Annotated in this window: 12 protein-coding genes; 5 read left to right on the forward strand and 7 right to left on the reverse strand. The window is 36.2% G+C overall.

What is annotated here, in order from left to right; all coding sequences use genetic code 11:
- Window positions 1–55 precede the first annotated feature (55 nt).
- From Q0252_RS01540 to Q0252_RS01560, 5 genes are all read left to right on the forward strand, one after another.
- Entirely contained in the window at window positions 56–613 is a 558-nt protein-coding gene (locus Q0252_RS01540) for a helix-turn-helix transcriptional regulator (RefSeq protein WP_297982927.1), read from the forward strand.
- A 20-nt stretch (window positions 614–633) separates the two neighbouring features.
- The gene (locus Q0252_RS01545) at window positions 634–1,080 is read left to right on the forward strand and encodes a response regulator (RefSeq protein ID WP_297982929.1); all 447 of its coding nucleotides are present in this window, start codon (window positions 634–636) and stop codon (window positions 1,078–1,080) included.
- Between the two features lie 3 nt (window positions 1,081–1,083).
- Window positions 1,084–2,871 (forward strand): ATP-binding protein, encoded by a 1,788-nt coding sequence (locus Q0252_RS01550; RefSeq protein WP_297982931.1) that lies wholly within the window; start codon window positions 1,084–1,086, stop codon window positions 2,869–2,871.
- Window positions 2,872–3,145: 274 nt separating this feature from the next.
- Window positions 3,146–3,343: a DUF5670 family protein gene (locus tag Q0252_RS01555; RefSeq protein WP_297982933.1), complete on the forward strand. Its 198-nt coding sequence runs from the start codon at window positions 3,146–3,148 to the stop codon at window positions 3,341–3,343.
- 30 nt (window positions 3,344–3,373) lie between these two features.
- Window positions 3,374–3,616 carry a hypothetical protein gene (locus tag Q0252_RS01560; RefSeq protein WP_297982935.1) on the forward strand — a complete coding sequence of 81 codons (243 nt, stop codon included), beginning with the start codon at window positions 3,374–3,376 and terminating at the stop codon, window positions 3,614–3,616.
- A gap of 233 nt (window positions 3,617–3,849) precedes the next feature.
- On the opposite strand, the gene recG is transcribed toward Q0252_RS01560, so the two are convergent.
- The 7 genes from recG to Q0252_RS01595 form a co-directional block, all read right to left on the reverse strand.
- The gene (gene recG, locus Q0252_RS01565; RefSeq protein WP_297982952.1) at window positions 3,850–5,940 is read right to left on the reverse strand and encodes an ATP-dependent DNA helicase RecG; all 2,091 of its coding nucleotides are present in this window, start codon (window positions 5,938–5,940) and stop codon (window positions 3,850–3,852) included.
- 173 nt (window positions 5,941–6,113) lie between these two features.
- Window positions 6,114–6,644, reverse strand: a complete 531-nt coding sequence (locus Q0252_RS01570) for a thioredoxin fold domain-containing protein (RefSeq protein WP_297982937.1) — start codon at window positions 6,642–6,644, stop codon at window positions 6,114–6,116.
- Window positions 6,645–6,717: 73 nt separating this feature from the next.
- Window positions 6,718–8,229 (reverse strand): peptide MFS transporter, encoded by a 1,512-nt coding sequence (locus Q0252_RS01575; RefSeq protein ID WP_297982938.1) that lies wholly within the window; start codon window positions 8,227–8,229, stop codon window positions 6,718–6,720.
- 75 nt (window positions 8,230–8,304) lie between these two features.
- Window positions 8,305–10,023 carry a peptide MFS transporter gene (locus Q0252_RS01580; protein ID WP_297982941.1) on the reverse strand — a complete coding sequence of 573 codons (1,719 nt, stop codon included), beginning with the start codon at window positions 10,021–10,023 and terminating at the stop codon, window positions 8,305–8,307.
- Window positions 10,024–10,189: 166 nt separating this feature from the next.
- Window positions 10,190–11,860 carry a peptide MFS transporter gene (locus Q0252_RS01585; RefSeq protein ID WP_297982943.1) on the reverse strand — a complete coding sequence of 557 codons (1,671 nt, stop codon included), beginning with the start codon at window positions 11,858–11,860 and terminating at the stop codon, window positions 10,190–10,192.
- Window positions 11,861–11,939: 79 nt separating this feature from the next.
- Window positions 11,940–12,293 carry a VOC family protein gene (locus Q0252_RS01590; protein WP_297982945.1) on the reverse strand — a complete coding sequence of 118 codons (354 nt, stop codon included), beginning with the start codon at window positions 12,291–12,293 and terminating at the stop codon, window positions 11,940–11,942.
- Window positions 12,294–12,296: 3 nt separating this feature from the next.
- Window positions 12,297–13,850 (reverse strand): prolyl oligopeptidase family serine peptidase (locus tag Q0252_RS01595; protein ID WP_297982948.1); only part of this gene is annotated, 1,554 nt, incomplete at its 5' end.

Raw genomic sequence — 13,850 nt, forward strand, 5'->3', positions numbered from 1 at the left:
AATTGTAATAAAATAAAAGCGTATATTTACTTTTTAATTTAAGTGTATCGTAAGCATGAAAATGTTTGTAAAGTTCGACTTTAACACCCTGTGTAAGAAAGTGTTAGAGCAGCAATTGGATTCTTTGGGTTTGAAATACAAAACCGTAAGCTTTGGAGAGGTAGAGTTTTTAGATAAAATAACACCAGAAACGGTGAAAAATCTTACTGAAAAACTGGATGATTATGGGATAGAAATCATCGAAAACCAGAAAACAGCTTTAGTTCAAAAAATTAAAGATGCCATAACAGAAATGGTTTTTGGCGAAAAAGATGTCAACGTAAAAGCATCGGTATATCTTGCCGAAAAGCTTAACCATAGTTACGGATATCTTTCCAATCTTTTCTCGGAAGTTACTTATACTTCTATCGAAAACTTCATCATCCTGCAAAAAATCGAATATGCAAAGCAGTTAATTGTTAACAACAAGCTTACCCTTACGGAAATTGCATACCGTTTAAGCTATTCCAGCGTTGCACACTTAAGCACACAGTTTAAAAATACTACAGGAATCACTCCTTCTCAGTTCCAAAAAATTATTGGAAAGAGAAGAGAACTGGCTATCAAAAAATAATCTAAATAAAAAAAGAGGAAATGAATAAAGAATATATGCACATCATTCTTGCGGATGACGATGAAGATGACAGACTTTTTTTTACCGATGCTTTTTCGGAACTGAAAATGAGCACCAAAGTGCAAACCTATAAAGATGGAGTAGAACTCATGAATTATCTGAATTCTGATGATGCTTTGCTACCTGAAATTCTTTTTCTGGATTTAAACATGCCGAAGAAAAACGGGATGGAATGTTTGGAAGAAATTAAAGCCAATTCTAAATTCGAAAATATTGCTGTGGCAATTTACTCGACGTCTTCAACAGAAGAACATATTGAAGAAACCTTTGTAAAGGGAGCCAATATTTACATCAAAAAGCCAAGTGATTTCAGTACACTTAAAAAAGTTCTTTCAGATGTGGTAACCATAAATTGGCAATATCACACTTCCGGGCTTAATAAAGACAATTTTTTACTTAGAATGTAAAGTATGAAGCGCTGGATTTACGATAAATCTTCCTTCTTTCTGATCCTGATTTTTGTTGTAGCAACAGCATTAATCTTCTTTTTGATGGGTCTTACCTATAAACACCTCGAGAAGTTGTCGGATAGTACAGGCAAAGTAATTCACTCCTACGAAGTTTCTTTGACGCTGGAAACGCTGTATTCCCAGATGAAGGATATTGAAACCCAAAAGAGAAATTATATCCTCACCCATGATCCGAGTATTATTTACGAAGTAAGCGACAGGAAAGACAAAATCAACGAAAGCCTTGTAAAGCTTAGAAAATTAATTCGCGATAACCCGGAACAAATCGAAAATGCCAATATGCTGGGTAAAATGATTCAGTATAAATATAAAATCATTGGACAGGCATTTTCCGAAAATATTACCACGCAAGATACAGATCAGCTTAAGCTTAATCTTTTGGCCGGTAAAAATATCATGGCAAGCATCAGTGATAAAATTGAGGAAATGGTTGATATTGAAAGAGTTTTGATGGAGCAAAGGAAAGATGAATTTGGCACTAATCAAAAGACGACACCCTTATTTATCTATCTTATTGCCCTTTTTGCACTGGGACTTTTGAGTTTCGCTTTCTACAAAATTTTTAAAGATGTAAAAGAGCAGCGAAACAGCAACAGATCTCTTCAATTATCGCTCAATTCTTCCAAACTTGCTGAAATGGTAGGGAATTTCGGAATTTGGACTTTAGATTACAAAACAGATTCTTATACTTTTTCCGACAACGAGTACAGGCTTTTAGGCTATAGACCACAGGAATTTGTAGCTACATACGACGATTTTGTGAAACACGTACATCCTGATGATTTGGAGTATGTTCATGAACAGTCGCAAAAGTTCTTCACAGAAAAAAGTCACGTTTCTTTTACCTACAGAATTTTCAGAAAAGATGGTGTAATGCGTTATTTTGAAGCTTCGGGAAAAACCATTGTTAACAAAGAAGGAGAAAAAATTCTGCTCGGAATTACCACGGATGTTACGGACAAGATTGGTTCCAAAAAAACACTGGAGGAACAAAACAGGATTTTGGAAGCAGCCAATAAAGATTTGCTGGCTTTCAATTATGTGGCGAGTCATGATCTGCAGGAACCACTCCGAAAAATTGAAACCTTCATTTCAAGGCTGAATGATAAAGACGGCGAAACACTCTCCGAATCGGGGAAAATGTATCTGGACCGAATGAAAAGTGCTGCCGGAAGAATGCGCGTTCTGATTGAAGATTTGCTTCAGTTCTCCAGAACAACACGTGCTGAAAAAGTATTTGAAAAGGCAGACCTTAATACTTTAATGGATCATTCTTTAGAAGAACTTCAACATGTAATCGCTGAAAAAGATGCCATGGTAAAAGTGGACAAACTTCCGGTGATGAATATTATTCCGTTTCAGATTCAGCAAATGTTCACTAATCTTGTTAATAATTCTCTTAAATACAGCAAAGAGGATGTGGTCCCTGAAATTCGCATCACCAGCGAAAGAGTACGGGCAGAAAAGGATGAAAATATTCCTCAGAACGCAATGGGAGAGTTTTATAAATTTACCATCACAGATAACGGTATTGGTTTTGAACAGGAGTTTGCAGAGAAAATTTTTGTGGTATTTAACCGTCTTCACAATAAAAGCGAATATGCCGGAACCGGAATTGGTTTGGCTGTTTGTAAAAGAATTGTAGAGAATCATGGTGGTTATATCTTCGCAGAAGGTTTTCCAAACAAAGGCTCCAAGTTTACCGTTTATCTTCCAATTAGGGCATAAAATCAATTACATAAATTATTTCAAATCCTTCGAAAGAAGGATTTTTTTATTAATTCTATAAAATAAGAGTGTAATTCTGTAATAATCTGTAATGTGAACTGATGCATCTTTGTAATGTAAGATTCAGACAAATAACTACGAAAACAAAATGGATTGCTGAAATTCTCAAAATTTAGTAAGAGCAGTCGTTCTTTAAGATAATTATCAATCCACAAGAAAAAATGGGAACTCTATAAAAGGGTTAAATAATATTATAACTTAAAAAATGAGGTAAATGATGAAATTTGCTACCAAATTGATTAATGAGAAGATGAACCTGAATTTATATCTGCTGTCGGCGTTTCTGTTAGCAATTTGGTTTGTAGGTTATATGGTTTTTGATCTGGGCAGTACTATCCATTTTGTTTTTCTGTTGGCTACAACAATATTTGTTTATAAGCTTGTAAAAGATTACCAAGATATGCACAAGTAAACGAAAACAATTATTTAAAATAAAGAAATTATGAAATTTAGCATTACAAAAAAATTAGAGAACTTCATGGTTGCGGCATTTGCACTATTTTTTGGAGTTTTAGCTTACGCACAGGAAAAAGCACCGGATCTTAAAGTTGACGTAGATGTTGACAAGCCTGCAGATGCAGTTGCAAGTGGAGATTGGATGAGTAATCCATTAGTTTGGGTTATCGGAGCTTTAGTTCTAATCCTTATTATCGCACTAGTTGCAAGAGGAGGCGGAAATAAATAGAATACACATTATACACTTAAATTATCGGAAACGAGGGAAAAATTTATTTTTCCCGCGTTTTTTTATTTGTAAGAAAATATTATAAACAAAGTTTTTAGCATTCTAAAAGTTTTGAGGATTTGAAGCCGCAGAGCGGTGAATATGGGTAGCAACAACAACGCAACTAAAGGGAAGCACCAGAGGTGCGAAATGTTTAACTATTCCAATAATCTGCGTAATCTGCGGGAGATTAATCACGAAATTCTTCCCCACTTATTTTTTCCTTTGTACTGTTTAATGTAATAGTTTTTCAGGGATAAATTTTCTTGATGCTGAAGATGCGGGTCATTTTTCAGCAGCCTTTCCACTGAATTTTTTGCGGCTTTCACAATGTTTCCGTCATTCACCAAATCCAGTTTTTTGAAATCGATTACTCCGCTTTGCTGCGTTCCTAAAATATCACCGGGACCGCGAAGCTGCATATCTACTTCCGAAATTTTGAAACCATCGTTAGTTTCCGTCATGGTTTTAATTCGGGTTCGGCTTTCTTTTGAAAGTTTGTCGGACGTCATCAAGATGCAGTAGCTCTGTTCCGCACCCCGTCCAACTCGTCCCCGAAGCTGATGCAGTTGAGAAAGACCAAATCTTTCCGCACTTTCTATCACCATCACCGAAGCATTGGGAACGTTTACGCCTACCTCAATAACCGTTGTAGCCACCATAATTTCTGCTTTTCCCGAAGAAAAATATTTCATCGCGGTTTCCTTTTCGTCGGGTTTCATTCTTCCGTGAAGCATCGCAACATTATATTGCGGGAAAAATTCAACAATATGGTCGAAATTCTCCATCAAATTTTTATAATCCAGAGTTTCGCTTTCCTCAATTAAAGGATAAACGAAATAGATTTGACGTCCTTTTTCAATTTCCTCTTTTGCAAAATTAAAAACCGAAAGCCGATCCTTTTCTCTTCGGTGCGCTGTAATAATCGGTTTTCTTCCGACAGGCATTTCATCAATAACAGAAACATCCAAATCGCTGTAATAGCTCATTGCCAATGTTCTCGGAATTGGTGTTGCCGTCATCACCAAAATATGTGGCGGAATTTTATTTTTTGCCCACAATTTTGCCCGTTGCGCAACGCCGAAACGGTGCTGTTCATCAATAATAACGAGGCCTAGATTTTTAAACTGAACAATATCTTCCAAAACTGCATGTGTGCCCACCAAAATTGAAAGTTCACCATTCAAAAGCTCTTCATGAATGATTTTCCGTTCGGAATTTTTCGTGGAACCCGTCAGTAATTTTACTTTTACATCAGTTCCTTCCAGCAGTTCTTTGATGGAATTGAAATGCTGCTGCGATAGAATTTCCGTTGGCGCCATCATCACACTTTGGAACCCGTTATCCATCGCAATCAACATGGAAAGTAATGCAACCATTGTTTTTCCGCTTCCAACATCGCCCTGCAAAAGTCGGTTCATTTGCACCGGTTTTTTCATGTCGGTGCGGATTTCTTTTAACACTCTTTTCTGAGCATTGGTTAATTCAAAAGGTAGTTTTTCATCATAGAAATTCTTGAAATTTTCTCCAATATTTGGGAACGGATTTCCTATGACGGAAGTTTTCTGATGTTGTTTTTTTAAACCGTAACCGAGTTGAAAAAAGAAGGCTTCCTCAAATTTCAGTCGTCGGTTTGCATGCTCGTAATAATCAAAATTTTTAGGAAAGTGAATATTATAAAAAACCGAAATTCTGTCCATCAATTTCAGACTTTTCATCATGGAAACCGGTAGATTTTCGGAAATCATTTGAGGCAAATTCTTCAAAATTTCATATATAATATTTTGGAAAAACTTATTGTTGATGCCCCGTTTAGAAAGTTTTTCGCTTCCGGGATAAATTGGTAATAAAGTTCCGGAAAGCGCTTTTTTTTCGTCGGTTTCAATTTCCGGATGCGGCATTGAAAAACTGTTGTTGAAGAGATTCAGTTTACCAAAAATAAAAACTTCACGGTTAACCGGAATTTGTTCTTTCATCCATTTGGAATAACGAAACCACACCAAATCTAAAGTACCGGTTTCATCCCGAAATTTAGCCGTTAATCTTTGCTGACCTTTTCCATAACCCACTTCCTGAACATCCGTAATTCGTCCTTTCAACTGAATTTCTGCATCCGGTTCTTCTTTAATATCGATGATTTTGTGAATTTTACTTTTATCAATATAGCGAAGCGGATAAAAGGTGAGAAAATCTTCCAAAGTCGTAAAACCCAAAACATTTCTGATGAATTTGGCTCTTTCCGGACCGATTCCTTTTAAAAATTCTATGGAAGTGTCTAAAGTCAGTGGTGAATTTTAAAATACGAAAATCGGGATTTTTTTTGAGTTTTGAAGAAAGGGGAGTGTGAGATTTTTTAGTAAAATTTATTACTAACCGTTTTATTGACGCTCGCTTCGCTCGCGCTACAGATATAGTTTTTCGAAATTAAAAAACCTTCAAAAATATTGAAGGTTTATATTTACTCCAGATTTGATTTAAATTTTTTCTGATAATTTTCCCACTGTTCTCGAGTCGTAATCTTTTTATATTCATTATTGGCGATGAAAGGAATGTAAGGTTCCAATTCTTTGGCTGTTAAAGCACCTTGAAGAATGGTAATCGGCATGGTTTCTTCGTCCAGAAAAACAACTGTAGGAACTGCATTTACATTCATAAATTTCGTGAATTCGTGAAGAGGGTTTCTTCTTTGTCCTTCTGTGAATTGTGGATTTGAAAAAGTTCTTCCGAAAAGAGTTACCGTGTCTTTTCCTTCAGCATTAAATTTTACCGGATAGTAATTATCATTTAAATATTTTGCAATTATGGGATGATTGTAGGTATTCTTTTCCATTATTTTACACGGTCCACACCAATCTGCGTAAAAATCTATCATTATTTTCTTGGGATTGGTTTTCTGAGCTTCAATAGCCTGTTCCAGCGTCATCCATTTCACCTGCGAATTCGCAAGCGAAAAAAGAAGCATTAATAATAGTAGAGAAATTTTTTTCATCGTGTTTTGGATTGCTAAATTTGCCGAAAGTTAAAATTCACAATTCACAATTGAGCATTTACTTTCAACTTTTTTATCTCACCTCCTGCATTAGCTTCTTCACGAACGGACTAATCAACATCAGTATCACTCCAGCAATTAGTGCGTAAATTCCGAGTTGTTTGTAACCATCAGTATAAGTTATTAATGCATCATAATTCGACGCGCCTTCTTTTGCTTTAGCCATATTTGCTCCAATTAATCCGGCAACATACTGTCCGTAAGCTGAAGCGAGAAACCACATCCCCATCATCATTCCCTGCAATTTTTCGGTGGAAAGTTTCGTCATAATTGAAAGTCCAATAGGTGAAAGACAGAGTTCTCCCAACGTGATAACAAGAAGAGCAATCGTGAAAATATTTAGTGAAGTTACACCTTGAGCATTTGCGAAAAATTTAGTTCCGAAAAGGACATAATATCCTAATCCTAGGAAGATAAATCCTAAACCGAATTTAATTAATGTATTAGGCTCTATTTTCTTTTTATTCAACCAAATCCATAATAAACCAATCACGGGAGCGAGAAAGATAATAAAGAACGAACCTCCGGAATTGTTAACACCATTCGGGTCTAGTCCTAATAAATCTTTATTCAAATTATTTGCAGCGAAAATACTTAAAGAACCGCCGCTCTGTTCGTAAATTCCCCAGAAAATAATCGAGAACATGATGAAAACTAAAGCAGCCCAAAGTTTTTTTCTTTCGGCCGCAGTTACTTTAGTCATTTCATAGAAAAGATAGAGTAGTGTTGCAGGACCTACGATGTACATAAACAGGTCGGTGTATTCGGTTTGGGAAACCATCACCATAATCAATGGAACGAAGATTAATGACAAGACATAAACGCCATATTCCTTCCATTTTTCGATAGGAGTAACAGTTCCGTCTGCAGCAACTTTTTGCGGTTGTAAACCAATTGGTCCCAAACTTCTTTGTGTGAAAACAAAATTTATTAAAGCAATTACCATTACAATGGCTGCTAAACCGAAAGCAACATTCCATCTTTTATCTTCCGGAATCATAGAAGAAAGCATTTCGCCTTTCCCTATTGCGATACAAAGATAACCACCAAGAAGTGCTCCCAAGTTAATTCCAGCATAAAACAACGAAAAACCGGCGTCTGTTCTGTGATCGTTCGGTTTGTATAATTTTCCTACCATTGATGAAATGTTCGGTTTGAAAAAACCGGTTCCAACAACAGTGAAAGCAATTCCTAAAAAGAAAAATTGGTGAGGGTCAATTGCGAGAATTAAGCTTCCGACAATCATCAATAAACCTCCCCAAAACAAAGATTTTCTAAATCCTAAAATTTTATCGGCAAATAAACCGCCAATAAAAGTAAATGCATAAACAAAAGCCTGCGTTGCACCATACTGTAAATTTGCCTGTTCGTCCCCGAATTTCAATTGAGAAATCATGAAGAAAACCAGCATTCCTCGCATTCCGTAGAAGCAGAAACGTTCCCACATTTCGGAGAAGAAGAGTGACCAGATTTGCTTTGGATATTTACCTTTAAAATCCTGTATTTGTTCGAGAGTTAAATCCATTGATAAAAATTTGATTAACGAAAATAAAGAAAACCTCTGACATTGCAGAGGTTTTAAAGTTTTTTTGTGCTAATTTTAATTTACACCGTTCATCATTTTTTTCAATCTTGGAGAAAGCAATGCTAAAATAACTGCAGCGATACCACATAATACTACAAACACCATGAAAAACTCATATAAGTTATGAATTTCAAATCCGGCAAAACTTGTATTTGCTGTTGGCAATTGCTCTTTTTCAAATAAAGCGACTTGCTCTGTTGTTAAAGTGGTCTTTTTATCTAAAACATCTTGCAGGTTAACTCCTAATTTTTCCGCTTTAATAAATTTGTCACCCGTCGCAGGAATTAAAGCTCCTAGAGAACCAGCCAAAGCGTAGCCTGCAGCGTTGGAGATAAAGAAAACTCCATATAGTAGAGAGGCAAATCTTTTTGGTGCTAACTTTCCTACCAGCGATAAACCAATAGGCGACAGGCATAATTCCCCCATTGTTTGAATTAAGTATAATAAAATTAACCATTTTATTGCGAGCATTCCTGAGTTGCCCAAATCTTTCACATTGTGAGCAATAATAAAATAACTTAAGGCTATTAATGCTAAACCAATTGCTTGTTTCATTGGTGATACAGGTTCTTTTCCGTTCGCTCTCAATTTATCCCAAAGTAAACTAAAAGGTAATGCTAAAGCTACTACGAAAATACCATTAAAAATCTGCACCATTGATGGTGGCATATTCCATCCGAAAATATTACGGTCCGTCTGATTATCTGCAATAAAAGTTAGAGAAGAACCAGCCTGTTCAAAAGCTGCCCAAAAGAATATGATAAAAAATGAAACAATGTAAATTACCCAAATTCTTTGTCTTTCAACTTTATTTTCAGCAGAACTCATAATTAAAAATGCCAGTGAAATACCTGCCGAGTAAATGAAAGGATATATTAAGCCTTTTATAAGTTGGCCCATTGCTACAGAGCTAAATCCGAGTTCTCCCACCAAAAGATACCTGAACACAAAGAATAAAGCTACAAACAGCCCGATCGCTATACCTATAGCTTTACCAGAAAATTTCGCAGTTTGGGTTTCACCTTCTTCGAAATCTTCACTTGTATTGTTTTTTGGTAGACCTCCAATAGGTCTTCCTTCAGGAGTTACAACATATTTATTTTTCAGGATAAAGAATGTTACCGTACCGATGATCATTGCAATTGATGCTGCCAAAAATCCCCATTTAAATGCAAATATATCTCTCGCTCCAGTTGCTGCATCTTTCACATCACCAAGGTAAGGACATATAAATTGCCCAAGAAATGCTCCCAAGTTAATACCCATGTAAAAAATAGTGAAGGCAGAGTCTAATTTGGATTTCTCCTCTTTAGGATATAGACTTCCCACCATTGAGGAAATATTCGGTTTGAAAAATCCATTTCCAAATATGATGATGAACAGTGCTAACCACATGATTAATTTCGCATTTGATAAACTATCCGGAAAAATGGATGCGCTTATAAACAGTAAGAACTGACCAAGAGCCATTACTGAGCCTCCTATTAATATTGCGTTTCTGTTCCCAATATATTTATCAGCGATAAAACCTCCTAAGAGTGGCGTCAAATAGCATAATGCTAAAAATCCGCCGTAGATAATTGCAGCATCCGCTTCTTTTATCAATAGAGAATTTACCATAAATAATGTTAGCAACGCACGCATTCCATAGAAATTGAAACGCTCCCACATTTCTGTACCAAATAAGACCCAAAGACCTTTCGGATGTCTAGATTTAGCTTGTACTGTATCCATATTTTTTAATTGTTAAATTTTTGTTAAGACTCACAAATATAGTTTTTTTTGATATTTGCACAAGTTAACAAACGAAAAAATCGCAGGAAAACCCTGCGATTTGTAGTTATTTTGTAAAATTTTAAAAGTTCAAACCTGAAACTTTAAAATTAGAACCCGAAACTGTTTAATGTCCCTGTTCTTTCATAATTCGGTTCAAACGTTTCAGCATGAATACACCAAGTAAAGTAGCGAAAACCAAGAGTGCAAAATTCACAAGGAAATAATTGGCTTTATTATCGTAATCGTACCACGTTGAAGCCAAAATTCCCGAAAGTTTGTTTCCAACTGAGTTGGCAAGGAAAAATCCACCAAACATCAAGGCTGTAAATCTCGCCGGTGAAATTTTGGAAACGAAGGAAAGTCCCATCGGAGAAAGACACAATTCACCAATGGTAATAACGCCGTAACTCGCAACGAGCCACCACGGAGAAACTTTCATTGCACCGTTATTTCCTGCATAAACTGCGGCTACCATTACCAAACATGAAAGCGCTGAAATAAACAGTCCTAAAACTATTTTTGTTGGCGTTAATGGTTCTTTTCCTTTTCTTCGCAGCATAGTCCAAAATCCTACCACCAAAGGCGTTAAAGCAATTACCCAAAACGGATTGATTGATTGGAAAAGTTCGGTGTTATAGAGTGATATTTTTTTATCGGAACTTGCTTCCAAACTTGCTTTTTTCTCCGGTGTAATATTTTTGAAATAAACATTCTTCGCGATTTCTTTCACAGGTTCTCCGGCTTCATCTTTTTTCGCACGGAACTGGTCATCGTAAACCGTTACAGGTTCTTTGGAATCAGCATATTCCAAACCTTCTGCCATATATATTGATTCCAAAGGTTTTTCTGCTGAAGCAGGAACGCTTCTGTCCGTATAATAATTTGCCCAACGTGTTAAAGCTGTTCCGTTTTGTTTGAAAACTGCCCAGAAAAACATGGAAATCAAGAAAATAGAAAGCAAAGCACCAATTGCTGGTTTTTCTTTTTCATTTGATTTGAAATAAAGAGAAACGTAGAAATAAATCACAGGAATTGTAGCAAAAATAAACGCATCCGTAGAATCGCTTCCGAAAATATTTCCAGGAATAAACCAACCGATTGCTCCTGCTATAATTGCCGGTAAAAATACTTTCAGCAAAATTTCCGACAGTTTCGTGTCGCCTTCTTGGACAGGTTTCATTTCGGCTGCTTGACGGTAATGTTTCAAACCAATCGTGAAAATTATCAAGCCCAAAAACATTCCAACTCCGGCCGTTATAAACGCTTCGCCCCATCCGAATTTATTTCTCATAAAAGCAGCGATGATGTTGCAGATAAAGGCTCCAATGTTAATTCCCATGTAGAAAATATTGTAACCAGCATCTTTATTGGCTTTGTAAGGTTCTTCAGCATATAGATTTCCTAAAAGGGTAGAAATGGTAGGTTTGAAGAATCCGTTTCCAATGATAATTAATGCCAAAGAACTATAAAACAGCGACATCTCTTTGAAAAGTCCCATTCCGATATAGCCAATTCCCATTAAAGCACCACCTAAATAAATGGATTTGATGTAACCTAAAACTCTGTCCGCCAAAAATCCACCAAGAAAAGGTGTCAAATAAGTTAAAGCAATATAAGTCCCGAAAATATCGTCTGCAGATTTATCGGCAATTCCTAAACCGCCTTCTGCGCCTTGAGGTTCAATAAGATATAATACAAAAATCCCAAGAATAAGATAGTAACCGAAACGCTCCCACATTTCCGTGAAAAACAGGTAGGGAAGTCCTTTTGGGTGTTTCGCAGTAGATTTTTCCATAAATTTAAATTCTGAATTCCTCAAAAATAAACTTTTTTAATTAAATGAAAAATCCCTCTCGTCCGAAAGGGATTTGTATTTAAACTGATGCTCCAAAAGTCAGCAAATTAGTATCGGGATCCAGAATGGATAACTCTCTTTGATTCCAGGGCTTTGTTTCCAGTTTTCCGCTGGGATGAATGGGAACGTTCTTGCTGATTAAACCATTATAAAAATCATCAATGTCTTCAACCCGAATGTAGATCATCCCGTAATTTTCTGCAATATTCAAATCAGGAAAAAGAAAGAAGTGTATTTCTATCTGATCTTTTTTCAGCATTAAATAATCAGGATAATCGCCTCCCATCATTTCAAAACCTAACTGTTCAACATAGAAATTTTTTGTGATTTCTTTGTTGCGCATCGGTAATTTTGGATGAACTGCAGTCAGCATTTTCTATAAATTTTTGAGGATGAAATCCGTCATCATCTGATACAGTTGTGGTCTTGTGTTTCCACCAAAAATCCCGTGGTTTTTATCTGGATAAGCCATAAACCCAAACTGTTTTTTGTTCTGAATTAAAGCCTCAGAAAATTCCATAGAATTTTGGAAATGTACATTATCATCCGCAGTACCGTGAATTAAAAGAAAATTACCTTTCATCAGTTTTGCAAAAGTAGTAGGAGAATTATCGTCGTAGCCTGAAGGATTTTCCTGCGGCGTTCTCATAAATCTTTCCGTATAAACAGTGTCATAATATCTCCAGTTCGTTACAGGAGCCACTGCAATTCCGGTTTTGAAGACATCGGCGCCTTTGGTTAAAGCCAAACTTGCCATATAACCACCGAAACTCCAACCGAAAATTCCGATTCTGGATGCGTCGATGTATGATTGCTTTCCGAACCATTTTGCAGCTGCTATTTGATCCTCTATTTCGTATTTTCCAAGATTCATATACGTTACTTTTTTGAAAGCTGATCCTTTGTAACCCGTTCCACGACCATCAACACATGCTACGATATATCCTTTCTGAACCAAATGTGCAAACCAAAGTCCGTTTCCTGTATCCCAGGAATTGGCAACACTTTGCGAACCAGGTCCGGAATATTGATACATAAACAATGGATATTTTTTATTAGGATCGAAGTTTTTAGGCTTCATCATCCAAGCGTTCATTTGGTCTCCGGCTTCATTCGGAATGGTGAAAAATTCTTTGGTCATAAAGCCATCAGTTTCCAATTTTGCTTTTTGAGCATCGTTGTTCTGAAGTTCTTTCACAGATTTTCCGTTGCCGTCTTTCAATACATAGGTGTAAGGTTTTTTAGCAGAAGAAGAAGTCTCAATGAAATAAGCGTAATTTTTAGAAAAATTTGCAGAATTGTTTCCTTCTGGGTTCGAAATCAACTGTGATTTTCCACTGTTGATGTTGATTTTAGAAACCACTTTATTGATGCTGCCGTTTTGGGTTGTCTGAACGTAAACTTCTTTAGTTTTCGGGTTAAATCCGTAATAATCAGTTACTTCCCATTTTCCTTTGGTGACCTGCTTTTTCAGTTTTCCGTTTTGGTCGTACCAATACAAATGTCTGTTTCCATCTCTTTCAGAACCCCAAAGGAACGAATCGTCGTCCAAAAATTCCATCGTTACATTATCTGTATCCACCCATTTTGGGTCGGTTTCAGTAAATAATTTTGAAACTACTCCGGTTTTAGTATTCACTTTCAGAACATCAGAAGCATTTTGCGTTCTTTCAGAAGTAATTAAAACGATTTCATCCGCTTTTGAAGTTTGAATAACATTCGGGATGTAATAATTTTTAAATCCTGAAAGATTTAAAGCTGACGTTTTCCCGGAATCCAAACGGTACAATTGAGCCGAAACAACAGAATTTTTTTCACCCGCTTTCGGATATTTAAAACGCATTTCAGAAGGGTAGAGCTGTTTGTTGTAAATGGGAATGTACATTTCCGGAACTTCGCTTTCATTGGATTTTACAAAGACAATGGCATC

The sequence above is a fragment of the uncultured Chryseobacterium sp. genome (assembly GCF_936933875.1).
Taxonomy (GTDB): domain Bacteria; phylum Bacteroidota; class Bacteroidia; order Flavobacteriales; family Weeksellaceae; genus CAKZIK01.